Source organism: Lautropia dentalis (assembly GCF_003892345.1).
Lineage (GTDB): Bacteria > Pseudomonadota > Gammaproteobacteria > Burkholderiales > Burkholderiaceae_E > Lautropia > Lautropia dentalis.
Genome location: NZ_RRUE01000001.1, coordinates 506,460 through 529,802 on the forward strand (window position 1 = coordinate 506,460; position 23,343 = coordinate 529,802).

General features: G+C 65.7%; 16 protein-coding genes, 1 tRNA gene and 1 pseudogene. 12 read left to right on the top strand and 6 right to left on the bottom strand.

Annotated elements, in window-relative coordinates; translation table 11 throughout:
- The first annotated feature begins 112 nt into the window (after nt 1-112).
- From pheA to EHV23_RS01935, 3 genes are all read left to right on the top strand, one after another.
- On the top strand, nt 113-1,201 hold the full coding sequence (gene pheA, locus EHV23_RS01925) for a prephenate dehydratase (protein WP_125094471.1): 1,089 nt from the start codon (nt 113-115) through the stop codon (nt 1,199-1,201).
- A 72-nt stretch (nt 1,202-1,273) separates the two neighbouring features.
- The gene (gene hisC, locus EHV23_RS01930; RefSeq protein ID WP_125094472.1) at nt 1,274-2,398 is read left to right on the top strand and encodes a histidinol-phosphate transaminase; all 1,125 of its coding nucleotides are present in this window, start codon (nt 1,274-1,276) and stop codon (nt 2,396-2,398) included.
- Nucleotides 2,399-2,552: 154 nt separating this feature from the next.
- A complete protein-coding gene (locus EHV23_RS01935; RefSeq protein WP_125094473.1) occupies nt 2,553-3,437 on the top strand; it encodes a prephenate dehydrogenase in 885 nt (294 codons plus the stop codon).
- A 182-nt stretch (nt 3,438-3,619) separates the two neighbouring features.
- Here EHV23_RS01935 and EHV23_RS01940 read toward each other — a convergent pair whose 3' ends face one another.
- Nucleotides 3,620-4,516 carry an NAD(P)-dependent oxidoreductase gene (locus tag EHV23_RS01940; protein ID WP_125094474.1) on the bottom strand — a complete coding sequence of 299 codons (897 nt, stop codon included), beginning with the start codon at nt 4,514-4,516 and terminating at the stop codon, nt 3,620-3,622.
- Between the two features lie 211 nt (nt 4,517-4,727).
- Between EHV23_RS01940 and alaS the strand changes: the two genes are divergently transcribed.
- From alaS to EHV23_RS01955, 3 genes are read left to right on the top strand one after another with little or no spacing between them, the layout of a single operon-like run.
- Complete coding sequence (alaS, locus tag EHV23_RS01945) at nt 4,728-7,370, top strand: alanine--tRNA ligase (protein WP_125094475.1); 2,643 nt, start codon at nt 4,728-4,730, stop codon at nt 7,368-7,370.
- A complete protein-coding gene (locus EHV23_RS01950; protein WP_125094476.1) occupies nt 7,370-7,630 on the top strand; it encodes a sulfurtransferase TusA family protein in 261 nt (86 codons plus the stop codon). The genes alaS and EHV23_RS01950 overlap by 1 nt, the downstream gene beginning before the upstream one ends.
- A gap of 55 nt (nt 7,631-7,685) precedes the next feature.
- On the top strand, nt 7,686-10,790 hold the full coding sequence (locus EHV23_RS01955) for a valine--tRNA ligase (protein ID WP_125094477.1): 3,105 nt from the start codon (nt 7,686-7,688) through the stop codon (nt 10,788-10,790).
- A gap of 264 nt (nt 10,791-11,054) precedes the next feature.
- Here the strand turns inward: EHV23_RS01955 and EHV23_RS01960 are convergent, their stop codons facing one another.
- From EHV23_RS01960 to EHV23_RS01970, 3 genes are all read right to left on the bottom strand, one after another.
- On the bottom strand, nt 11,055-11,849 hold the full coding sequence (locus tag EHV23_RS01960; protein WP_125094478.1) for a hypothetical protein: 795 nt from the start codon (nt 11,847-11,849) through the stop codon (nt 11,055-11,057).
- 157 nt (nt 11,850-12,006) lie between these two features.
- Nucleotides 12,007-12,447, bottom strand: a complete 441-nt coding sequence (locus tag EHV23_RS01965; protein ID WP_125094479.1) for a DNA polymerase III subunit chi — start codon at nt 12,445-12,447, stop codon at nt 12,007-12,009.
- A 258-nt stretch (nt 12,448-12,705) separates the two neighbouring features.
- The gene (locus EHV23_RS01970) at nt 12,706-14,181 is read right to left on the bottom strand and encodes a leucyl aminopeptidase (RefSeq protein ID WP_420813041.1); all 1,476 of its coding nucleotides are present in this window, start codon (nt 14,179-14,181) and stop codon (nt 12,706-12,708) included.
- 349 nt (nt 14,182-14,530) lie between these two features.
- Between EHV23_RS01970 and lptF the strand changes: the two genes are divergently transcribed.
- The 6 genes from lptF to EHV23_RS02010 all read left to right on the top strand — a co-directional run bounded on the left by lptF (nt 14,531) and on the right by EHV23_RS02010 (nt 21,672).
- Nucleotides 14,531-15,667 carry an LPS export ABC transporter permease LptF gene (lptF, locus tag EHV23_RS01975; RefSeq protein WP_203228850.1) on the top strand — a complete coding sequence of 379 codons (1,137 nt, stop codon included), beginning with the start codon at nt 14,531-14,533 and terminating at the stop codon, nt 15,665-15,667.
- Nucleotides 15,664-16,812: an LPS export ABC transporter permease LptG gene (lptG, locus tag EHV23_RS01980; RefSeq protein WP_125094482.1), complete on the top strand. Its 1,149-nt coding sequence runs from the start codon at nt 15,664-15,666 to the stop codon at nt 16,810-16,812. Before lptF ends, lptG begins: the two co-directional genes overlap by 4 nt.
- A gap of 694 nt (nt 16,813-17,506) precedes the next feature.
- Nucleotides 17,507-17,977 (top strand): Dps family protein, encoded by a 471-nt coding sequence (locus tag EHV23_RS01985; RefSeq protein ID WP_125094483.1) that lies wholly within the window; start codon nt 17,507-17,509, stop codon nt 17,975-17,977.
- Nucleotides 17,978-18,473: 496 nt separating this feature from the next.
- Nucleotides 18,474-19,850: a group II intron reverse transcriptase/maturase gene (gene ltrA, locus EHV23_RS01995; RefSeq protein WP_125094484.1), complete on the top strand. Its 1,377-nt coding sequence runs from the start codon at nt 18,474-18,476 to the stop codon at nt 19,848-19,850.
- Between the two features lie 241 nt (nt 19,851-20,091).
- Nucleotides 20,092-20,167, top strand: a tRNA-Ala gene (locus EHV23_RS02005).
- 215 nt (nt 20,168-20,382) lie between these two features.
- Nucleotides 20,383-21,672: an AAA family ATPase gene (locus EHV23_RS02010; RefSeq protein WP_125094485.1), complete on the top strand. Its 1,290-nt coding sequence runs from the start codon at nt 20,383-20,385 to the stop codon at nt 21,670-21,672.
- Here the strand turns inward: EHV23_RS02010 and EHV23_RS02015 are convergent, their stop codons facing one another.
- Nucleotides 21,673-22,767, bottom strand: a complete 1,095-nt coding sequence (locus EHV23_RS02015) for a Fic family protein (protein ID WP_125094486.1) — start codon at nt 22,765-22,767, stop codon at nt 21,673-21,675.
- A gap of 228 nt (nt 22,768-22,995) precedes the next feature.
- Nucleotides 22,996-23,322, bottom strand: a pseudogene (locus EHV23_RS02020) (IS30 family transposase); the annotation flags it as partial.
- Nucleotides 23,323-23,343: the final 21 nt, after the last annotated feature.

Consider the following 23,343-nt stretch of genomic DNA (forward strand, 5'->3'; position numbering starts at 1 on the left):
TGGCATACCTTTGATGCTGCGCAGCGGGCAGAATGCACGGTCGGGTACGGGCCGGGCGACCGGTACGGCGTGCCGGTGATTTTTTGGGCAAGCATGCAGGAGAGAGGCAGACATGGCCGATGAACAGATCGAGGCGGTACGGCAGAGAATCGATGCGCTGGATGCGCAGCTGCTGCAACTGGTGAACGAACGGGCAAGGCTTGCCCAGGAAATCGGCCATCTGAAGCAGGGGGCCAATGATGCGCCGGTGTACCGGCCCGAACGGGAGGCGATGATCATCCAGCGGCTGCAGCAGGCCAATCCGGGGCCGCTGCCCGGAGGGGCCGTGCGCGCCATCTGGCGCGAGCTGATGTCGGCCTGCCGCGGGCTGGAGCGGCCGTTGCGGGTGGCCTTTCTGGGCCCCTGGGGCACGTTCAGCGAGGCCGCCATGCGCCAGCGCTTTGGCGATGCCGTCGAGGGGGTGCCCTGTGCGTCGATCGACGATGTGTTCCGGGTGAGCGAGTCCGGTACGGTGGACTTCGGCGTGGTGCCCATCGAGAATTCCACCGAGGGGTCGGTGACGCGCAGCCAGGACCTGTTCCTGAACACGCCGCTGCGCATTGCCAGCGAGATCACGGTGCCGGTGCGGCACGTGCTGATGTCGCGTTCGGGGCTGACGGCCGATGTGAAGAAGGTGGTGGCGCATCCGCAGGCGCTGGCGCAGTGCACCAACTGGCTGCAGCGCAACCTGCCGGATGTGGAGCTGATGCCGGTGTCCAGCAATGGCGAGGGCGCCCGGCTGGCGGCGGCCGACGGGTCGCTGGCGGCCATCGGCAGCGAGACGGCGCTGGCCCTCTACGATCTGGTGGCGGTGGCACACGCCATCCAGGACGACCCGATGAACCGGACGCGCTTCCTGGTGATCGGCATGCAGCAGGTCGCGCGCAGCGGCATGGACCAGACTTCGCTGATTCTGGGGGTGCCCGACCGTGCCGGGGCGCTGTACGAACTGATCGAACCGCTGTCGCGTCACGGGGTGACGATGAAGCGCTTCGAGTCGCGCCCGGCGAGGCAGGGCGGCTGGGAATACTATTTCTACATCGATCTGACCGGGCATCAGGATGATCCGGCGGTGGCGAAGGCGCTGATGGAGCTGAAGGACCGGTCGGCGTTCTTCCGGCTGCTGGGGTCGTATCCGTCGGAGCGGGCCACGGTGGGTTGAGTGAACCGGACGCGGTGTTGAGAAACGGCGCGTTCCGGCCGGGTTGGATACTGCTGCAGGAGGGAAGACAGAATGACGACACATGGACAGGGCGTTTCGCCCGCAGACGGGGCGTCGGCTGGCGTGAAGGGGCTGGCGCCGTACAAACCGGGGCGGCCCATCGGGGAGGTGGCGCGCGAGCTGGGGCTGGATCCGGCCGGGATCGTCAAGCTGGCTTCCAACGAGAACCCGCTGGGCATGTCGCCGAAGTCGGTGGCGGCCGTGCAGCAGGTGCTGGCGGTGGGCGATGCCCGCTATCCGGATGCCAACGGGCATGACCTGAAGCAGGCGCTGGCGGCGCATTACGGCATCGATGCCGGCTGGATCACGCTGGGCAACGGGTCGAACGATGTGCTGGAGCTGGCGGCCCGCGCGCTGGTGGGGCCGGGGCAGCGCATCGTGTATTCGCGCTACGCCTTCGTGGTGTATCCGCTGGTGGCAAAGGCCATCGGCGCGGTGGGCGTGGAAGTGCCCGATGACGGGCTGGGGCATGATCTGGACGCCATGCTGGCAGCCATCACGCCCGATACGCGGCTGGTGTTCCTGGCCAACCCGAACAACCCGACCGGTACCTTCATCGAAGGGGAACGGCTGCTGCGTTTTCTGGAGCAGGTGCCGCCGCAGGTGGCGGTGGTGCTGGACGAGGCCTATACCGAATATCTGCGGCCGGAGCAGCGCTACGATGCGCTGGCCTGGGTGAAGCGCCTGCCGAACCTGATCGTGTCACGTACCTTCTCGAAGGCCTTTGGTCTGGCCGGGCTGCGGGTGGGCTTTGCGGTGGCGCAGCCGGCCATCACCGACCTGCTGGGTCGGGTGCGCCAGCCCTTCAATGTGAACACGCTGGCGCTGGTGGCCGCACAGGCCGTGCTGGCCGATGCCGATTACCAGCAGCGCAGCTATGCGCTGAACCAGCAGGGGCTGAAGCAGCTGTCGGCGGCCTTCGATGCGCTGGGGCTGACGTACGTGCCTTCGTCGGGCAACTTCGTGCTGGTGAAGGTGGGCGATGCGGCGGCCGTCAACGACGCGCTGCTGCGGGCCGGGGTGATCGTGCGGCCGGTGGCCAACTATGGGCTGCCCGAGTGGCTGCGCATCAGTGTGGGGCTGCCGGAAGAGAACCAGAAGCTGATCGATGCGCTGACGAAGATTCTGAAGGGCTGAGTACGGTGCCGCCTGCGGAGCAGGCAACGGGCTTTGCAACGCGCACCGGGGCGGGGGCGCAAGCCGCTGCCGGGGGAAATCACGGCTGGGTGGGAGGTCATGGCCGGCGACAGCGGTCACGGCTGGTGGTGGACTGTGCAGGCAGGGGAAGTACATGTTTGAAAGAGTGGCCATTCTGGGCACGGGGCTGATGGGTGGTTCGCTGGCGGCGGCGCTGGGAGCGCGGCTGCCGGCCGTGCACCGGGTGGGCTATGGGCTGGAGCCGGACCTGTCGCAGGCACGGGCGCGCGGGCTGTTCGACGAGACGGCCCATACGGTGGCCGACGCGGTGCGGGGGGCGGACCTGGTGGTGCTGGCAGCGCCGATTTCGGTCAATTGCGCGCTGATGGATGAGGTTGTCGATAACCTGTCGCCCGATGCGCTGCTGACAGACCTGTCCAGTGTGAAGAGACCGGTGGTGGCGGCGCTGGAGGCGGCCGTGACGCGGCGGGAGGGGGCGGACGTGCTGACGCGTTTCGTGGCCAGTCATCCCATCGCGGGCAGCGAGAAGAGCGGGCCGGATGCGGCCGATGCCGCACTGTTCGTCGGGCGCGAGGCCGTGCTGAGCCGGCTGCCGGCCACGGCGCCGGATACCGTGGCGCGGCTGGAGGCCCTGTGGCGGTGCGTGGGAGCCCGGGTGACCCACATGACGGTGGGCCAGCACGACCGCGTGTTTGCGCTGGTGTCGCATGTGCCCCACGCGGTGGCGTTTGTCATGGCCGGGGTGGTGGCGAATGACCTGGGCGCGTCGGCTGTTGGGGAAGAGCCGGTGCGGGCGGGCGAGCATGCCGGTCCGGGACTGCTGGACATGACGCGGATCGCAGCCTCGTCGCCTGCGCTGTGGGCCGACATCCTGATCCAGAACCGGGTGCCGACGCTGGCCGGGCTGGTCGCCCTGGCGTCGCGTCTGCAGGCGCTGGCGGTGACGCTGCAGGCCGAAGACCGCGCCGCGCTCACGGCCCTGCTGGCCCGGGGGGCAGACTGGCGAAGGGGGCAGTAGGTTCTTTCTGCCCCGCTTCAGGCCGCTGGCCGGGCCTGTGCACTGTTGCAGGCTTCGACGGCAGGGGCTCTTCTGCCAGGTCATGGAAAGAAGCATTTACAGGCCCTGCTGTAGCCCCGGCCGGCAGGTTCGACGGGGGCTTCGGCAGGTTTGCCCGACCTGGCTTGCCCCGCTGACCTGTTTCAGCGCTTCAGGTGGTCGAAGCGGGCGATCAGGCTGGAGGTGTCCCAGCGGTTGCCGCCCAGGGCCTGCACATCGGCGTAGAACTGGTCCACCAGGGCGGTGACGGGCAGCGACACGCCGGTGCGGCGGGCCTCGGCCAGGCACAGGCCCAGATCCTTGCGCATCCAGTCCACGGCAAAGCCGAAGTCGAACTGGCGGTCGGTCATGGTCTTGCCACGGTTGTCCATCTGCCAGGACTGGGCGGCCCCCTTGCCGATCACGTCCAGCACCTGCTTCATGTCCAGCCCGGCCACCTCGCCGAAATGGATGGCTTCCGACAGCGCCTGCACGAGGCCGGCGATGCAGATCTGGTTGACCATCTTGGCCAGCTGGCCGGCACCGGCCTCGCCCACGCGGGTGATGGCCTGGGCATAGGCCATGGCCACCGGACGCATGCGTTCCACGCTGGTTTCGGCGCCGCCGCACATGATGGTGAGGCAACCCTTCTCGGCGCCGGCCTGGCCGCCGGAAACGGGGGCATCGACGAAGTTCATGCCCTTTTCGCGGGCGATGCGGTCCAGTTCGCGGCTGACATCGGCCGAGGCGGTGGTGTGGTCCACGTACAGGGCGCCGGGCTTCATGCCGGCAAAGGCGCCGTCGTCCCCCAGAACCACGCTGCGCAGGTCGTCGTCGTTGCCGACGCAGGAGAAGACGATGTCGGCCTGTGCCGCGGCTTCGCGCGGGGTGAGGGCGAGGCGGTGTGCCGGCCGTTCGGCCAGCCACTGTTCGGCCTTTGCGGTGGTGCGGTTGTAGACCGTCACGGCATGGCCGGCTTCGGCCAGGTGGCGGGCCATGGGGTAGCCCATGACGCCGAGGCCCAGAAAGGCCACGTTCATGGGGGCTGGGGTGCTGCTCATGGGGGATGTCTCCGTGGGGTGGGCGGTGGTCAGGTGCACCGGTTGCAGGGGGCCTGCCGTGCGGATGCGGTGGATGATGATGCCACAGACAGGCGGGATGCGGCTGACGCGCGGCCAGGAACATGGCCACTGTGTTGCCCCGGGACGCAGGGCATTGGCGGAACGGGGCCGGCGTTCGGTAAAATTGCGGATTCTTCCCAGGATGCCCAAGATGAAGTCTGCCGAAATACGCCAGAAGTACCTGAAGTTCTTTGAGTCGAAGGGGCACACCATCGTCCCGTCCAGTCCGGTGGTGCCGCACGACGACCCGACGCTGCTGTTTGCCAACGCGGGCATGAACCAGTTCAAGGACGTGTTCCTGGGCTTCGACAAGCGTCCGTATACGCGGGCGACCACGGCGCAGAAGTGCATCCGGGCCGGTGGCAAGCACAACGACCTGGAAAACGTCGGCTATACCGCACGCCATCACACCTTCTTCGAGATGATGGGCAACTTCTCGTTCGGCGACTATTTCAAGAAGGATGCCATCTCCTTTGCCTGGGAGCTGCTCACGCAGGTCTTCGGGCTGCCGCCGGAAAAGCTGCTGGTGACGGTGTATGCCGAGGATGATGAGGCCTACGACATCTGGCACCGGCAGGTGGGTGTGCCGGCCGAGAAGATCGTGCGCATCGGCGACAACAAGGGGGCCCGCTACGCATCGGACAACTTCTGGATGATGGGCGACACCGGCCCCTGCGGCCCCTGCACCGAGATCTTCTACGACCACGGCCCGGAAATCGCCGGCGGCCCCCCGGGCAGCCCGGATGAAGATGGTGACCGCTTCATCGAGATCTGGAACATCGTGTTCATGCAGTACAACCGCGATGAGGCCGGCAACATGAATCCGCTGCCGCGTCCCAGCGTGGATACCGGCATGGGCCTGGAGCGAGTGGCGGCCGTGCTGCAGCACGTGCATTCCAATTACGAGATCGACCTGTTCGTGAACCTGCTGGCGGCGGCCGCGCAGGCGGTGGCCGATGCGGGCGGTACGCCCGAGGCTGGCAGCCCGTCGCTGAAGGTGATTGCCGACCACATCCGTGCCTGCAGCTTCACCATCGTCGATGGGGTGGTGCCGGGCAACGAGGGGCGCGGCTATGTGCTGCGCCGGATCGTTCGCCGCGCGGTGCGTCACGGCTACAAGCTGGGGGCGCGCCAGCCGTTCCTGTACAGTCTGGTGGCGGCGCTGGTGAAGGAAATGGGTGAGGCCTATCCGGAGCTGAAGCGCGACCAGGCCCGCATCGAGGAGGTGCTCAAGGGAGAGGAGTCCCGCTTCTTCGAGACCATTGCCAACGGCATGACCCTGCTGGACCAGGCGCTGGCCGACCTGAACGGCAAGACGGTGCTGGACGGTGAAACCGCCTTCCGCCTGCACGACACCTTCGGCTTCCCGCTGGACCTGACGGCCGATGTCTGCCGCGAGCGGAGCGTGACGGTGGACGAGGCCGGCTTCGATGCCGCCATGGCGCGCCAGCGTGAGCAGGCCCGGGCGGCCGGCCGCTTCAAGGGGGCGTCGCTGCTGGAATACGACGGTGCCGCCACCCGTTTCGTGGGTTACGACGCGCTGACGGCGCCAGCAAAGGTGCTGGCGCTGTACCGTGACGGCAAGCCGGTGGAGACCCTGCAGGCCGGCGACGAGGGCGTGGTGGTGCTGGATGTCAGCCCGTTCTATGCAGAGTCCGGGGGGCAGGTGGGTGACCATGGCTTGATCGCTGTCCCGAATGGCGCACAGCGCTTTGCCGTGACCGATACGCAAAAGATCCAGGCCACCGTCTGGGGCCACCACGGCCGTCTGGAAGCCGGCAGCCTGAAGGTGGGCGATGCCGTGACCGCCGAGGTGAATGCGGCCCGCCGTGCGAAGACCACCCGCAACCACTCGGCCACCCACCTGCTGCACAAGGCGCTGCGCCAGGTGCTGGGTGATCACGTGGCCCAGAAGGGCTCGCTGGTCGATCCGGATCACACCCGCTTCGACTTCAGCCACAACAAGCCGATGACGGCCGACGAGATCCAGGCGGTGGAAGCCATCGTCAACGCCGAAATACGTGCCAATGCCGAGACGGTCATCCGCCAGCTGCCGTATGACGAAGCCATTGCCCTGGGGGCCATGGCGCTGTTCGGCGAGAAGTATGGCGACGTGGTGCGGATGGTGGACGTGGCCGATACGCGTGAACTGTGTGGCGGTACCCATGTGGCCCGCAGCGGGGAGATCGGCGTGTTCAAGATCGCCTCCGAAGGTGGCGTGGCTGCCGGCATCCGTCGTGTGGACGGGCTGACGGGCGAGGGCGCGCTGGCGTGGATCCAGCAGCAGCTCGCCGCACTGGCCGAGGCCGCCGCGGCAGCCCGTGCCCCGGTGAACGAACTGCCGGCGCGCATCGTGCAGCTGCAGACGCAGGTGAAGGATCTGAACCGTGATCTGGACCGTCTGAAGGCGAAGGCCGCCAGCAGCCAGGGGCAGAACCTGGCCGGGCAGGCGCAGAAGCTGGCCAGCGGCGTACATGTGCTGGTGGCCCGTCTGGATGGCATGGATGCCAGGGCGCTGCGTGCCACGGTGGACCAGCTGAAGGACCAGCTGAAGTCGCTGGTGGTGGTCCTGGCCGCGGCCAGCGATGGCAAGGTTCAGCTGGTGGCTGGTGTGACGGCCGACCGGGTGGGCACCATCAGGGCCGGTGAGCTGGTGGCCGGCGTGGCCGCGCAGGTGGGCGGCAAGGGCGGCGGCAAGCCGGACTTTGCCATGGCTGGCGGGACCGACGTGGCGGCGCTGGACGGTGCGCTGGCGGCGGTGCGCAGCCAGCTGGTGCAGAAGCTGGAGGGCTGATGAACGAGCCCCTGCCTTCCTCCAGCCCTCCCGACCATGCCGATGCGCACGTCGATGCGCGCGGCATGGCCTGTCCGCTGCCGATCCTGAAGGCGAAGAAGGCGCTGGCCACGCTGCAGAGCGGCCAGGTGCTGGAGGTGGAGGCTACCGACCCCGGCTCAAAGCAGGATTTCAGCGCCTTCGCCCGCCAGACCGGCAACACGCTGCTGGCGCAGGTGGACCGGGGGGAGGTGACGCACTTCTGGTTGCGGCGGCGGTGAGTGAGTCCAAAGGGATTAAACTCTACCCTTTCGACGCACACATTCCCGCGCTTTCATGACCGACGCTGCCACGCCTGGTTCCGCCCTGGACCAACTGCCCAAGAGTTTCGAGCCTGCCGCCATCGAGGCGCGCTGGTACCCGCTGTGGGAATCCCGCGGCTACTTCGTCAACCAGCCCGCGCCGGGTGTCGCACCGTCTGCAGGGCAGGGCGCATCGACAGCGGGCCAGGCCGGTGAGGCTGCGGCGAACGCCACTGTCGGGCAGGGGGACGCTGCATCGCAGGCCACCGCAACCGCTGAACGCCCCGCACCCTCCGGCAGGGCCTACTGCATCCAGCTGCCGCCGCCCAATGTGACCGGCACGCTGCACATGGGCCATGCCTTCCAGCAGACGCTGATGGACACGCTGATTCGCCATCACCGGATGCTGGGCGACGACACCAACTGGGTGGTGGGCAGTGACCATGCCGGCATTGCCACGCAGATCGTGGTGGAGCGGCAGCTGGCGGCCGAGGGCAGGTCGCGCCATGACATGTCGCGCGATGCCTTCATCGACCGGGTCTGGGCCTGGAAGAACGAATCGGGCGGGGCCATCAGCCGGCAGATGCGTCGCCTGGGCGATTCGGCCAACTGGGACTACGCCGACAGCCTGGGCACGCAGTCCGGCTATTTCACGATGGACCCGAAGCTGTCGCAGGCGGTGGCCGAGGTGTTCGTGCGGCTGTACGAGGCAGGACTCATCTACCGTGGCAAGCGGCTGGTGAACTGGGATCCGGTGCTGCGCACGGCCGTGTCCGACCTCGAGGTGGACATGACCGAGCGTGATGGCCATCTGTGGCACATCCGCTATCCGTTTGCCGATGGCCCGCAGAAGGCGGCCGATGGCACCGAACTGACGGGGCTGGTGGTGGCCACTACCCGTCCGGAAACGATGCTGGGTGACGTGGCCGTGGCCGTGCATCCGGAGGATGAGCGCTATCGCCACCTGCACGGCAAACTGCTGGAGCTGCCGCTGACCGGCCGGAAGATCCCGGTGATTGCCGACAGCTATGTGGATCCGGAGTTCGGCAGCGGCTGTGTGAAGATCACCGGCGCGCATGACTTCAACGACTACGAGGTGGCCCAGCGTCACCAGCTGCCGCTGATCGTGGTGCTGGACCTGGAAGCCAACATGGCGGGTGAGGCCGTGCCCGAGGCTTATCGGGGTCTGAACCGCTACCGGGCGCGCGAGCAGATGGTGGCCGATCTGGATGCCGCCGGCCTGCTGGTCGATACCGTGAAGCACCGCAACATGGTGCCGGTCTGTGGCCGTTCCGGCGAGGTGGTCGAACCGATGCTGACCGACCAGTGGTTCGTGGACCAGACCCGCGAGACGCAGCCCGATGGCCGTCCGGGTGGCATGGCAGCCATCACCCGGCCGGCGCTGGAGGCCGTGACTTCCGGCCGTATCCGCTTCTTCCCCGAGCACTGGGCGTCCACCTACGACCACTGGCTTTCGAACATCCACGACTGGTGCATTTCGCGCCAGCTGTGGTGGGGACACCGGATTCCGGCCTGGTATGGCGAGGATGGCCAGACCTTCGTGGCCCGCAGCGAGGAGGAGGCCCGCCAGCAGGCGCAGGCCGCCGGCTATACCGGGGCGCTGACCCGCGACCCCGACGTGCTGGATACCTGGTTCTCGTCGGCGCTGGTGCCGTTCACGGCGCTGGGCTGGCCGTCGCAGGATCCGGTCACGCTGGCCGATCTCGAACGCTATCTGCCGTCCGACGTGCTGGTGACGGGCAACGACATCATCTTCTTCTGGGTGGCCCGGATGGTGATGATGACCCAGTATTTCACCGGCAAGGTGCCGTTCCGGGATATTTACATCAATGCCATCGTCCGTGACTCGGAAGGGCAGAAGATGTCGAAGTCCAAGGGCAACACGCTGGATCCGCTGGACCTGATCGACGGCATCAGCCAGGAGGCGCTGCTGGCCAAGTCGGTGCGGGGCCTGATGCGGGCCGATCACAAGGCGCGCATCGAGAAGTACGTCAAAAAGCATTTTCCCGACGGCATTCCGGCCTTCGGCACGGATGCGCTGCGCTTCACCTTCGCCTCGCTGGCCAATTTCTCGCGCACGCTGAATTTCGACATCAGCCGCTGTGAGGGCTACCGCAACTTCTGCAACAAGCTGTGGAATGCCACCCGCTTCGTGCTGATGAACGTGGAAGGCCACGACAACGGTTTTGCCAAACCCTGCAACAAGGACTGCGGCCCCGGCCAGTACATGGACTTCAGCCCGGTGGACCGCTGGATCGTGTCCGGGCTGCAGCGCACCACGGCCGAGGTGACGAAGGCGCTGGCCGAGTACCGCTTCGATCTGGCGGCCAACGCCGTCTACAGCTTCGTCTGGAACAGCTACTGCGACTGGTATCTGGAACTGGCCAAGGTGGAACTGAACCACCCGGATCCGGCGCAGCGCCGGGGGGCACGGCGCACGCTGCTGCGGGTGCTGGAGGCCACGCTGCGCCTGGCGCATCCGCTGATTCCGTTCATCACCGAAGAGCTGTGGCAGAAGGTGGCGCCGCTGACGAACCGTTACGGCCCCGGTGGGGTGCAGACGCTGGAAGGGGAGGCGCTGGCGCAGGCACTGGCCGAACGCCGCCATTCGGTGATGCTGCAGCCGTATCCGGTGTGCAATGACGCGAAAATCGATGAAAACGCCGAGGCGTGGATGGCCGAACTGCGGGCGCTGATCGATGCCTGCCGGGCGCTGCGTGGCGAGATGGGGCTGGGGCCGCAGCAGCGGGTGCCGCTGCTGGTGGCCAGCACCGATGAACGCATCGATGCCATGCTGCCGTACCTGCCCGGTCTGGCCAAACTGTCCAGCGCCGAACGGGTGGCCTCGCTGCCGGAAGACACGCTGGCCCCTGTGCAGGTGGTGGGCAATCACCGCCTGATGCTGAAGGTGGAAATCGACGTGGCTGCCGAACGCGCCCGTCTGGACAAGGAGATTGCCCGCCTGCAGGGCGAGATCGGCAAGGCCAACGGCAAGCTGTCCAGCGAGAGCTTCGTGCAGCGCGCCCCGGCCGCCGTGGTCGAGCAGGAGCGTCAGCGGCTGGCGCAGTTCAGCGCCATGCTGGAAAAGGTGCAGGGGCAGCGGGCGAAGCTCGGCTGAGGCTCAACCATCGAGGAACCATCGAAGGCCCCGGAAGTGTCCACCCGGGGCTGATGATGGGCCGGATGTCTGTCTGTCCAGGCAGGTGGCAGGCTCCACGCCATGACAGGTGGCAGGCTGCCACTCCATGAAAATGCCGGGGGGCAGGGAGGCTTGCCCTGTCAGACAGGTGGGCAGCGCCTCCGTATGACAATGCCCCGGCGCCGGGTTGTCCGGTGATCCGGGGCATTCTGGTGGTGTCTGGCCGTCTTTCCGGCGCCGGTGTCAATCCTTGTGATTCTGCCGGGCCATTTCCGCATGCAGGCGGGTGATTTCCTCGTTCACGGCGCGGGCCACGATGTCGCGGATCAGGCGGTTGAGCGTGTCGTGCACGTCGCGGGTCATCGTCTCGACGGCGCGCGAGATGACCGGGGCCAGCGCGTGGTTCATCTGGCCATCGAGCAGGATGTCGCCGCGGCGCAGCAGCCGTTCCAGCACGTTTTCGCGCACCTGGCCGGCCAGTTCGCTCCAGTCCACATCGGCGAAGCTGCGTGGCAGCTGGTCGGGGTGGTAGCGCTGCACATTTACCACGTCCGTCAGCATCGGAATGGCTTCCTCGTCCTCGGGCGTGGCCGGGCGCGGCTGGCGCACCGCCGGGGGAATGGTGGTGGTGCGGGGCGCAAACGGGGCCGGATCGGTACTGCCGGCCTTTGCCACTTCGGGGAACGGGACCGGGGCACTGCCGGTGGCTTCGTGGGCGGCCTGCGATGAAATGCCCACGTCCAGCAGGCGCATCGAATGCACCAGCTTGTTGATCAGCGCCCGGTCTTCGTCGGTCAGCGGCGGCAGGGTGGCGATGGCGGCATCTTCGTCCAGCGGGCCGGCCTCGTCGTCTTCCAGATAGTCGTCGTCGGAATCATCCGGGAACTGCGAACGGCCGTACCAGTCCCTGCCGGTGGCACGGTCCGGCTGGTCTGCCGAACCTGACGGGCGCGAAGGATGACGCTGGCTGCCGGCAGGCGTACCGGTCACCGGGCCCGCCGTGCCTGCTGCGGCCGGGGTGTCTGCTGTTGCGGGCATGATGGCGCGTTTTGCAGTCGAGGTATCGCTTACCCCCGGAATGCTGGCGGCGGGGGCGGGGTGCAGGGCCTGCGTCGAGCCGCCGGCCGGTGCGTCTGCCGCTCCGGCGGAAGGCCCGAACGGCTGGCTGCTCCGGAATGACGGCGAAGAAAGGGGATTATCGGGTGCCATCTCGTTCTTCCACATCGTGGGTGAGCGGGGTGTAGCCCTGTTCCCGGTAGGAACGGAAGCGGGCGCGGGCTGCCTGGCGGCTGGCGGCATCGCTGCCGACCAGCTCGATCACCCGGGCATAGCCGGAAAATGCAGGCGGCATGCGTTCGCCCAGATTGACCAGCACCTGACGGTGACTGGCCGGGACTTCGGCCTCGGAGGCGGTGAGCAGAATGGGGGTGCGCGCCGCCAGCGGATGCCGGACCGAGACATGCGGAACGAACGCCAGCGGCTGGAAATCCCAGAGCTGACGGTCGAAACGGGCCAGTCGCCGGGTGTCTTCGCAATAGACCACCACCCGGTGACCGGCATGCCATGCCTTGCGCACCAGACGGCAGGCATACTGGCCCACGTCCGGCACGTTGAAATGAAAGTCCACCTGGGTCATGGGCACGCTGCCTGCATCAGGACGCCATCATGCCCGCAGACCGGGCAGCCATGTGACAGGCCGGCTGCCGGAAGGTCAGCGGGAGGCGCGTAGTGGATGCCGGGGCTGCATGCCAGCCGGGTGGCATGACCCGCGTGCCATGCGGCCGGAGGCTGGTGGGCCGGGGCCCGCGCGAAACCCGCCCGGCCACGGATGCCATGCCCGCCGCCGGCACCACGCGGGCGGTGTGTGCCATGTCCTGGACCGGCACCTGTGCCATCAGCCCGCCTTGTCCATCAGGTAGTGGGTGAGCAGGGCCACCGGGCGGCCGGTCGAGCCCTTGTTCGTGCCCGAGCGCCAGGCCACGCCGGCCACGTCCAGGTGCGCCCATGCGTATTTTTTGGCAAAGCGCGACAGGAAGCAGGCGGCCGTGATGGCACCGGCCGGACGGCCGCCGATGTTGCCCATGTCGGCAAAGGACGAGCGCAGCTGTTCCTGATAGGCCTCGTCCAGTGGCAGCGGCCAGCAGGTGTCGCCGGAATCGTCGCCAGCCGTCCTGAGCTGGGCCGCAAGGGCGTCGTCGTTGGCGAACAGGCCGGCCCGCTGGTGACCCAGTGCGATCACGCAGGCCCCGGTGAGGGTGGCCACGTCGATGACGGCGGCCGGCTTGAAGCGTTCGGCATAGGTGAGGGCGTCGCACAGCACCAGACGGCCTTCGGCATCGGTGTTGAGGATCTCGACCGTCTGGCCCGACAGCGTGGTGACGATGTCGCCCGGGCGGCAGGCCGAGCCCGACGGCATGTTCTCGGCGGCGGCGATAATCACCGTGAGGTTGATCTTCAGCTTCATCTGGGCCACGGCCTGCATCGTGCCGAATACCGAGCCGGCGCCCGACATGTCGAACTTCATTTCGTCCATGTCGGCGGCGGGTTTGATGGAGATGCCGCCCGTGTCGAAGGTGATGCCCTTGCCGACCAGCACGACGGGGGCCTGGCGTGCACCGGCGCCGCGGTAGTGCATGACGATCAGCCTCGGCGGCTGCACCGACCCCTGTGCCACGGCCAGCAGGGCGTTCATGCCCAGCGAGGCCATCTGTTTCTGGTCGAGGATCTCGACCTTCAGCTTGTGCCTGCGGCCCAGTTTCTGCGCCTGCGTGGCCAGCCAGGCCGGGTTGCAGACGTTGGGTGGCTGGTTGCCCAGGTCGCGCGCGGTATCGATGCCGTCGGCCAGGTCGCTCATGCGGGCCACCAGCGGCGTGAGCGAGCGCACCTCGCCCACGTTGTCCATGCCCAGTACCACATCCTTCAGCGCCGGCGCCGGTTCGGGTTTGCTGCGGTAGGCGTCGAAGCGGTAGGCGGCCTCGCGGGCCATCAGCACCACCTGGCCCACGCGCCAGGGCAGCTCGCGCAGCTCGACACTGGCCTCGTGCAGGGCGCAGAACACGTCGGTGGCCGGCGTGGCCAGCACGGCGCGGAAGGCGCTGCGCACGGCATCGGCAAAACGGGGGGCGGACAGCGTGTCGTCCTCGCCCATCGACACCAGCAGGATGCGCGACAGCCCCTTGATGCCGGGTACGAGCAGCGTGGAGCCCGGTTTCCTGCCCAGGTCACCGCCCTTCAGGGCGGCCGACAGCGTCATGTCGAGGCGGGCGTCGAACGCGGCCCCCGTGGCCGTGAGCCTGCCGGCCTGCACGGGCAGCACCAGGCACTGGGTACGGATCTTGTCGGCGGCGGTGGCCTTGAGGGAGAACTGCATCGTCATGAAGAAAACTCGCGGGCAAAAAACGGAAAGCGGAACCGCCACGCAGACGCCCAGGATGGCCGGACGGTTTCCGGAAGGGGGCTGGTGCGGCGACCACGCGCGCAAACGTCCATGGGCACGGGGCGCCGGCGGGCAGGGAAGTGGCCGTGACGACCATGCGCGCAAACGGCCATTATAGGCCGGCCCACGGGGCGTTTCTGTCAGGCGGGGCGGCTGTTTGCCACCCTGGAACAGGATGCAACAGTCCGTGCCGTTTGCCAAACCGTATCCGGCACGATACTGCCGCGCACTTTTGCCGTTGCCCGGATGCCGGGAAGCCCTCGTGCGCAGGTAAACTAGTGTGATGATCTTTCGCCAGTCGTTGCGCCGCGACCTGAACAGCGTTGCCGGCGTCATGTTTGCCACGCTGTTCACCATCCTGGTCACCACGTCGCTGATCCGGTTTCTCAACCGCGCCACCAGCGACCGCATTGCCAGTTCCGACATCCTGCCGCTGATCGCCTTCAACGCCATCGGCTTCATTCCGGTGCTGCTGGTGCTGACGGTGTTCCTGTCGGTGCTGATGGTGCTGGCGCGCGCCTGGCGCGATTCCGAGATGGTCATCTGGTTTGCCAGCGGCCAGAGCCTCACGGCGTGGATCCGCCCGGTCATGACCTTCGTGCTGCCCTATGCACTGGTGGTGGCCGGTGTGACCTTCATCCTCTCGCCCTGGGCCAACCAGCAGATCGTCGAGCTGCGCGAGCGCTTCAACCAGCGCGAGGACGTGTCGATGGTCGCGCCCGGGCAGTTTCGCGAATCAACCTCCAGCAACCGCGTGTTCTTCGTCGAATCGATGAGCGCCGACCGCAGCACGGTCTCCAACGTGTTCGTGGTCCAGCACAATGCCGACCGCATGGTGGTGGTGGCCTCGCGTGGTGGCAACGTGCGGATCGAACCCAATGGCGACCGCTTTCTGGTGCTGGAAGACGGCCGCCGCTACGACGGTACGTGGGGCACCGCCGAATACGCGCTGATGGAGTTCCTGCACTATGGCGTGCGGCTCGATCCCAAGCCCGTCAACACCCAGATCGAGAGCGCCCGGGGCATGCCCACGCTCGACCTGCTGCAGCAGCATACGCCGGCGGCCCGGGGCGAGCTGGCCTACCGCATCGGCCTGCCGCTGTCGGTGTTCATCACGGCGCTGCTGGCCATTCCGCTGTCGTTCGTCAATCCGCGCCTGGGCCGCTCGGTCAACATGGTGGTGGGTGTGCTCATCTACTTCACCTATTCGAACCTCAACAGCGTGATGCGCTCCTGGATCACCCAGGGCAAGGTGGGCTTCGGCGTGGGGGTGTGGATCACCCATGTGCTGGTGCTGGCGCTGGCCTGGTACCTGTTCCATCGCCGGCTCAGCCTGCCACGCTTCAGCTTCAGCAAGCTGGTGGCCCGCATCCGGGGCGGCAAGGCCCGTGAGGCGGCTGCGCGGGGAGGGCAGGCATGAAGCTGATCGCCCGCTACCTGACGCGCGAGATCGCCAGCGGCATCGTGGCCGTGCTGCTGGGCTTTCTGGGTCTCTTTGCCTTCTTCGACCTGATCAACGAACTGGATGACATCGGCCAGGGCGGCTACCGGCTGCCACAGGCGGTGCTGTACGTGCTGCTGGGCCTGCCCAGTCACATCTACGAACTGATGCCCGTGGCTGCGCTGATCGGCTGCATCTACGCGCTGGCCCAGTTTGCCCAGAACTCCGAATTCACCGCCATGCGGGCGGCCGGCATGAGTCGCGGGCTGGCCCTGCGCGGTGTGCTGGTGCTGGGGGTGTTTCTGGCCATTCTCACCGCCGTGGCCGGTGAATGGGTGGCACCGATGGCCGAACAGCGTGCCCAGCAGCTGCGCATGGACGTGCTGGGCAAGGGTTCGGGCGTGGGCGTGTTCCGTTCCGGCCTGTGGCTGAAAGACAGCGTCCGCGGTCCCGACGGCCAACGCCTGCAGACCCGCTTCGTCAACATCGGCCAGCTGGAGGCCGATGGCGGTCTGAGTCGCGTGGAGATTCACGAATTCGACCCCGAGTTCCGTCTGACGGCCGTCATCCATGCCGAGCGGGGGCGCTACCAGCGTGCCGCCCGGGGTGAGCCCAGCCGCTGGCGTCTGGAGGGCGTGGAGACCACCTACTTCGACGTGAAGAAGACGGCCACCGGCTACGATGCCCTGCATGCTGCCGTCGAGAAGACGCCCGAGTTCACCTGGATTTCCGAGCTGAACCCGGCCCTGCTGTCGGTGCTGGCCATTGCGCCCGACCGCATGTCGGCGCTGGCGCTCTGGCGCTATACCTCGCACCTCAAGGAGAACGCACAGAACGCCAACCGCTACGAGCTGGCGCTCTGGAAAAAGGTCATCTACCCGCTGGCCATCATCGTCATGCTGATGCTGGCGCTGCCCTTCGGCTACCTGCAGGCGCGGGCCGGTGGCATCGGCCTGAAGCTCTTCTTCGGCATCTCGCTGGGGGTGGTGTTCTACATTCTGAACGGTCTGTTCTCGAACCTGGGGCTGATCAATACCTGGCCGCCCTGGCTGGCCGTCAGCATTCCGTCCATCGTCTTTCTGGTGCTGGCGCTGATCATGCTGAACCGGATGGGGAGGACGTAAAAGGGGCTGGCCGGTTGTGCCCGAATTTTCGGAAGACGCCCCGTGGGGGAAGGAGCGAATTGCGGGAAGACGCTTCGTGGGAGAGACGACCCGGGCTGCAGGATGCTTCTTTCGCTCCACACTGGCGCGCTGTGATGCCCGTGCTTCGCATGCTCCGGTCTCCCGCGACTGCGTGAAGTCGCGAAAGAAGCATCCTTCCGCCCGGGCCTTGCGACGGGGGCGGGAAGCGTCTGCTGGAGCGGGGAGCCTGGCAGGGGGTATGAGGGTTTTCCCGGGGTTCTCAGGGTTTCCACTAGTGCTTTGGGCCAGAAATTGTTTCGTGGCGGGAGTAATATGCTGTTCACCAAAGGGGACGTTGATTGGCCCAGTGCCAATGCCCCTGTTGAGGAGGAGGAGAGGCAGCCGCCCGGCTGCCACCATTAGGGCGCACCTGTTCTGTCGGGTGCGCCTTTTTTCTGATCGGCTGTTGCTATCAATGTCATTTGAAGAATGAATTGGCAAAAGCTATGAAGATGGGCCTATACTGCAGCCATCGTGAACGACGGGTTGCAGGCCGAAGGCAGGGCGGCCCGCCGGATCACAGAACGTCGTACAACGTCAGAGCTGGATACAGCGGCTGGACACGCCGTCTGCAGGCCGGTGGTACATTGGCCGGCAGCCAGTTCCCCCTTCCTTTCCTCACAGGAGTACACACATGGGTATCAACATCGGCATGACCGACCAGCAGCGCGAAACCGTGGCCAAGGGCCTGTCCCGACTGCTGGCCGATTCCTACAGCCTCTACCTCAAGACGCACAACTATCACTGGAACGTCACCGGCCCGCAGTTCAACTCGCTGCACACCATGTTCGAGACGCAGTACACCGAACTGGCCACCGCGGTGGACGAGATTGCCGAGCGCATCCGCGCGCTGGGCCATCTGGCTCCGGGCTCCTACAGTGAGTACGCCAAACTGTCGAGCATCCCCGATGGCGACAACACCAAGTCGTCCGACGAGATGATCCAGGACCTGGTCGAAGGCCAGGAAGCCGTGGTCCGCACCTGCCGCGAGATGTTCCCGGCGGTGGACGACTCCGGCGACGAGCCGACGGCCGACCTGCTGACCACCCGCATGCAGCTGCACGAGAAGAACGCCTGGATGCTGCGTTCGCTGCTGGAGAAGTGACCAGCTGACCGGGAGCCGGCGCCGTGAAGGGCCGGTCATCCCCGGATCAAGCCTTGCGACGGGCCGGGGCCATGGGGCTTCGGCCCTTTTGCCATGTGCGCCCAGCATGGGCGCACACCTGCGGGTGCAAGTCCCGCCACAAGCTGGCCACAGTGAGTGAAGTGAAGCGCAACTGCACAAGGGCGACCGAGTGTGGGAAGGAAGCGTGGAGCGTAATCTGCGGGCCGATGTACAAGAACCGGATACAAGGCGTTGCCGAGCAGGGCGAACGGGCATGTAACCGCGAAGCTCTTGTGGCCAAGGCGAGGTGACGTAAATCCGGCGGTCGTGCAGAGAAGGTGTGCGTTCTTACCTGGGGAGATCTCGCCTTATGCTCGAAAGGGCGACGGTGTCGAGCCGGAGCGAGAAGTCAGCAGAGGTCGTAGTAGCAGGACCAGCCCCATGATGGGACACAGGTCAGGCGAAGGACCGAACGAGAGGATGTGTTGACAGGATCATGTCGATGTCAAAGGCCATGCATCAGAAGCCTGCACGAGTGGGGCGACATGCAGTGAGTAGGGGTGAAGCCCCGAGGGGCGCATGTCGTGATGAAGCCTGCGGCCCGCGACATGACACCGAAGACACAGGAGCAGGGCTGCTCGATGCAGTTCTGGAAAGAGCCAACATGCAGCGGGCGTGGAGGCGGGTGAAGGCCAATCGGGGAACGGCCGGTGTGGATGGTCTGGACATCGACCAGACAGCCCGGCAGCTCAAGACCGAATGGCCGCGAATCCGCGAAGCACTGTTGCAGGGGACGTACCGGCCCAGCCCGGTACGACGGGTCATGATTCCGAAGCCGGGAGGTGGACAGCGAGAGCTGGGCATCCCGACGGTAACGGACAGACTGATCCAGCAGGCACTGCTGCAGGTACTGCAGCCGATGATTGATCCGGGCTTCAGTGAACACAGCTACGGCTTTCGGCCGGGACGGCGTGCGCACGACGCGGTGTTGGCCGCGCAGTCGTACATCCAGTCCGGCAGGAAGATCGTGGTGGATGTCGATCTGGAGAAGTTCTTTGACCGGGTCAATCACGACATCCTGATGGATCGCGTCAGAAAGCGCATTGGAGATGATGGCGTATGCCGTCTGGTCCGGGCGTATCTGAACGCGGGAATCATGGATGGCGGCGTGGTCGTAGAGCGGCACGAGGGGACACCGCAAGGTGGACCGCTGTCGCCGCTGCTGGCCAACCTGCTGCTCGATGAGGTGGACAAGGCGCTGGAGGCGCGCGGGCATTGCTTCGTTCGGTATGCCGACGACTGTAACGTATATGTGCACAGTCGTCGGGCAGGCGAACGGGTGATGCAGCTGTTGCGCCGGCTGTACGGCAGGCTGCATTTGCGGATCAACGAATCCAAGAGTGCGGTGGCCAGCGTCTTCACTGGCCGCAAGTTTCTGGGCTTCAGCTTCTGGATGGCTCCGAAAGGGGTCGTCAAACGGAGGGTGGCCCGGAAAGCTGTGATGGCCTTCAGGCAGCGTGTGCGCTGGCTGACCCGCCGCAGTGGCGGACGCAGCATACAGCAGGTGGTCGATGGGCTTCGCCCATTGCTGCTGGGATGGAGAGCCTATTTCAGACTGGCGCAAACGACAGGCGTCTGGCGAGAGCTGGATGAATGGATACGTCACCGGCTGCGGGCCATCCAGCTCAGGCAGTGGAAGCGGGGCAAGACCATGTTCAGGGAGTTGTGCGCCATGGGCGCAAGCACGGAAGTGGCCCGGAAAGTGGCGGCAAACAGCCGGCGCTGGTGGCATAACAGTGCGATGCTGCTCAACAGCGTGCTGACCCTGTCATGGTTCGACAGTCTTGGCCTGCCCCGTCTGGCATTATCCTGAATGTTTTCTCGAACCGCCCGGTGCGGACCCGCATGCCGGGTGGTGTGGCAGGGGTGCAGCCCAGAGGGCTGCCCCCTATGCCGATGGGGCAGGGCAAAGGGGGCGGAGGCAGGCGTCAAGTATCAGGCAACAGGCTTGGGCTGGGGGCGCGTCCTGTTGCACCAGCCCCTCATGTTCGGGGGCCTCGCGGCCGGGCCGGTTGGCGGACGCTGCCGGACTGGTGTTATCATCCTGCCACCGTGGGGACGTAGCTCAGCTGGGAGAGCGCGGCGTTCGCAATGCCGAGGTCGGGAGTTCGATCCTCCTCGTCTCCACCACCCCCATTCCACGCCCGACCCGTCAAAAGGTTGGGCGTTTTTGTTGGCAGGTTGGTGGCCTGATGACGCAGATGGAGTGGGGAGGGCGTTTCATCTGGGGCAACTATTCGGAATTTCCGAATGGTTGGCTTCTTCGTGGGCTGGTGGCTGCTTCGGCATGCGGGGATGGCGTGGTGCATACTGACTGTTCGGCCCAGGGTGCTGGAGATTGATCCGTGATTACCGCATTTGAGTTTCAGAACTGGAAAAGCTACAGCGACTCGAAGCTCCATGTCGATCCGCTCACGGTACTGATAGGCACCAATGCCAGTGGCAAGTCGAATGCTCTCGATGCGCTGCTGTTTCTGAACCGGATTGCCCATGGAGCACAGCTGACGGCTGCGCTGCAGGGGGATGCGGCCCTTGGAGCCGTGCGGGGTGGGGTGGAGTGGGCTGCCCGGCAGCCGGGAGATACGTTCAGCCTGCTGGTGACGGTGCGGTCGGATGACCTGACAGACTACGAGTACCGCATTGAAGTCCGTGTTCGGGCCAACCGTTGTGAACTGCTTGGCGAACAGCTTGTACGTGTCAAGTACCGCCCGGCCAAACGAGGGGAGCAGGGGGGGAGAGGTGTGCAGAGCGGCTCTCTTCGCCTGTTCTGGACGGATGAATGCGAGGCGGATGCCCCCAATGTCACGGCGCGTTTGTACAACGAAAAGCGGGGATCGCCACGATCAATGAGTCGTGCCAATGCCATCCTGTCGCAACTTGTGGGACAGAAGCACCGGCAGGAGATTCAGGACGGGGTGTCTGCGGTGACCGGTGCGTTACAGGGCATTTTCATCCTTGATCCCATTCCCGCGCACATGCGAGGGTATTCCCCCCTTTCGGATCAGCTGGATCCGGATACCAACAATATTGCAGGCGTACTGGCGGCGTTACCCGAGCAGCGCAGGCAGGCTATCGAAGGAACTCTGACCCGTTACCTGGGGCAATTGCCTGAGCGGGATATCCGGCGTGTCTATGCCGAAGCTGTGGGCAAGTTCGGCACCGATGCGATGCTTTACTGTGATGAGGCTTGGCCAGAATCCGGGCAGGCAACAGCGGTGGATGCCCGTGGCATGTCGGATGGATCGCTGCGCTTTCTAGCCATTCTGGTTGCACTGTTGACACGTCCCGAAGGCAGTCTGCTGGTGGTGGAAGAGGTGGGCAATGGCCTGCACCCGTCGCGTGCCCAATTGCTGCTGGGCATGCTTCGTGAAGAGGCTACCCGTCGGCGCGTTGATGTCATCGTCACGACCCATAATCCGGCACTGCTCGATGCCATGGGAACGGAAATGGTTCCGTTCATTACGGTGGCGCATCGTGATGCGGTCAGCGGCAGCAGCCATCTTACCCTGCTCGAAGATTTGGGGGATCTGCCGAAACTTCTGGTGCAGGGCACAGTGGGACGGCTATCCAGCTGCGGGTTGATCGAGGCGAGCCTTCAGTCTGGGCCACATCGGCTTCGGACAGGAAGGCCATGATCATTCTCCCTCGGAAATCAGCTGGACCAGCGGCTCGTTGACGAAATAGGTGTTCTTGCCGCGGGTCTGGGCGGTCAGAATGCCAATCTCCTGCAGCTGCTTCAGGTACTTGGAGGCGGTCTGGCGGGACACGCCAATGTCATTCACTACCGCCTCGATGCGGGTGTACGGGTGCCTGAACAGGTTGTTGAGCAGGTCCTGTGAATACACGCTGGGCAGTTCGTCACGCATGTGCTGCTTGGTGCTGGCCATCAGGTCGCGCATGCCATGGACCAGCCGCACGGTGCTTTCTGCCGTGACGGCAATAGCCTGCAGCATGAAGACGATCCATGGCGACCACGCCCCCTCATCGCGTACTGCCTGCAGCAGGCGGTAGTACTCGGGCTTGTTCCGGTTGATGTAGCGCGACAGGTACAGCACAGGCAGGTCCAGCAGCCCCTCCTTCACCAGATACAGCACACACAGGATCCGTCCGATACGGCCGTTGCCGTCGCTGAACGGGTGAATGCTCTCGAACTGGTGATGGATGATGGCCATGCGCACCAGCGGGTCCAGCGCCAGCCTGCGCTCGTCCGGTGCGTTGATGAACTGCTCGAGGTCGCCCATGTGCCGGGTGATCTGGGCGTTGTCCTGTGGGGGGACGAATACCACCTTGCCCGTCCTGTCGTTCTTCAGCACGGTGCCGGGGGCGTGGCGGAAGGATTCGGCGCTGTTTTTCATGTACTGGAACAGGTCGATCAGCGTGCTGCTGGTGAGCAGGTCCTGCTGGTCCTGCATGCGCCCGAAGCCGCGTTTGAGTGCCTCGCGGTAGCGCAAGACTTCCCTGGCGGCTGGCGAGATGCTCTCGGCCGGAATCAGCTCGGCCTGAAACAGCTCGTCCTGCGTGGTGAAGTAGCTTTCGACCTCGGCACTGGCCTTGGCTTCCTGCAGGGTGAGTGTGTCGACCAGAATGCCCTGGTTGGGGATACTGCGGGCGCTGCCCTTGAGTTCGGCCAGGTGCCGGTGGGCCGGGGCCAGCGCCCGGAGGACCTCGACCGTCTCGAGATCGACGCCGGCGGGGGGCAGGGCAGGGATGGCGTAGGTCGGACTCAGCATGAGGGCTTCCTCGTGTCAAAAAAACGGGAAATTTTTAACATGACCCCGGCCTCATGTTAAGTTTTCGGCCGTTTCTTAACATGACAGCCTGCAGCGCAAGCGCTCTGACCAGCATTGGCGCCGCGGCCGCTGGCCACTATCTGCAGCATGATGTCGGTGTTTTCGATGGCAAGAGTCAAATGCAACAAGAGGCCTGGCGTAGTCATCAAGGCTTTGTTGGGAAGCATCCAGCGCCAGGCGCGGACGCCCGTTCATCAGTCGGGCAATATCGTTCAGGCGGATCTGACTGATGGTTGAAAGATCCATGCCCTTGGGTGAGAACTGGCGCAGCAGACCATTGGTGTTTTCGTTGCTGCTCCGCTGCCATGGGGCGTAGGGGCCGCAGAACCAGATGTTGATGTTCAGGCGCTCGCTGAGTTGCCGGAAACACGCCATTTCGTTGACCCGGTCGTAGGCCAGGCTCTTGCGCATGAAGGCCGGCATCTTCTTCATCTGCCGTGTGAAGCCTTCCAGCGTGGCCTCTGCCATGCCATCATCCATCTTGCACAGGATCATTTGAAAGTCGAGTCTACACAC

Bases quoted from the DNA above. Each gene is read 5' to 3' on its own strand.
- pheA (WP_125094471.1), top strand. From the start codon at position 113: ATGGCCGATGAACAGATCGAGGCGGTACGGCAGAGAATCGATGCGCTG.
- hisC (WP_125094472.1), top strand. From the start codon at position 1,274: ATGACGACACATGGACAGGGCGTTTCGCCCGCAGACGGGGCGTCGGCT.
- EHV23_RS01935 (WP_125094473.1), top strand. From the start codon at position 2,553: ATGTTTGAAAGAGTGGCCATTCTGGGCACGGGGCTGATGGGTGGTTCG.
- EHV23_RS01940 (WP_125094474.1), bottom strand. From the start codon at position 4,516: ATGAGCAGCACCCCAGCCCCCATGAACGTGGCCTTTCTGGGCCTCGGC.
- alaS (WP_125094475.1), top strand. From the start codon at position 4,728: ATGAAGTCTGCCGAAATACGCCAGAAGTACCTGAAGTTCTTTGAGTCG.
- EHV23_RS01950 (WP_125094476.1), top strand. From the start codon at position 7,370: ATGAACGAGCCCCTGCCTTCCTCCAGCCCTCCCGACCATGCCGATGCG.
- EHV23_RS01955 (WP_125094477.1), top strand. From the start codon at position 7,686: ATGACCGACGCTGCCACGCCTGGTTCCGCCCTGGACCAACTGCCCAAG.
- EHV23_RS01960 (WP_125094478.1), bottom strand. From the start codon at position 11,849: ATGCCCGCAACAGCAGACACCCCGGCCGCAGCAGGCACGGCGGGCCCG.
- EHV23_RS01965 (WP_125094479.1), bottom strand. From the start codon at position 12,447: ATGACCCAGGTGGACTTTCATTTCAACGTGCCGGACGTGGGCCAGTAT.
- EHV23_RS01970 (WP_420813041.1), bottom strand. From the start codon at position 14,181: ATGCAGTTCTCCCTCAAGGCCACCGCCGCCGACAAGATCCGTACCCAG.
- lptF (WP_203228850.1), top strand. From the start codon at position 14,531: ATGATCTTTCGCCAGTCGTTGCGCCGCGACCTGAACAGCGTTGCCGGC.
- lptG (WP_125094482.1), top strand. From the start codon at position 15,664: ATGAAGCTGATCGCCCGCTACCTGACGCGCGAGATCGCCAGCGGCATC.
- EHV23_RS01985 (WP_125094483.1), top strand. From the start codon at position 17,507: ATGGGTATCAACATCGGCATGACCGACCAGCAGCGCGAAACCGTGGCC.
- ltrA (WP_125094484.1), top strand. From the start codon at position 18,474: ATGTCGATGTCAAAGGCCATGCATCAGAAGCCTGCACGAGTGGGGCGA.
- EHV23_RS02015 (WP_125094486.1), bottom strand. From the start codon at position 22,767: ATGCTGAGTCCGACCTACGCCATCCCTGCCCTGCCCCCCGCCGGCGTC.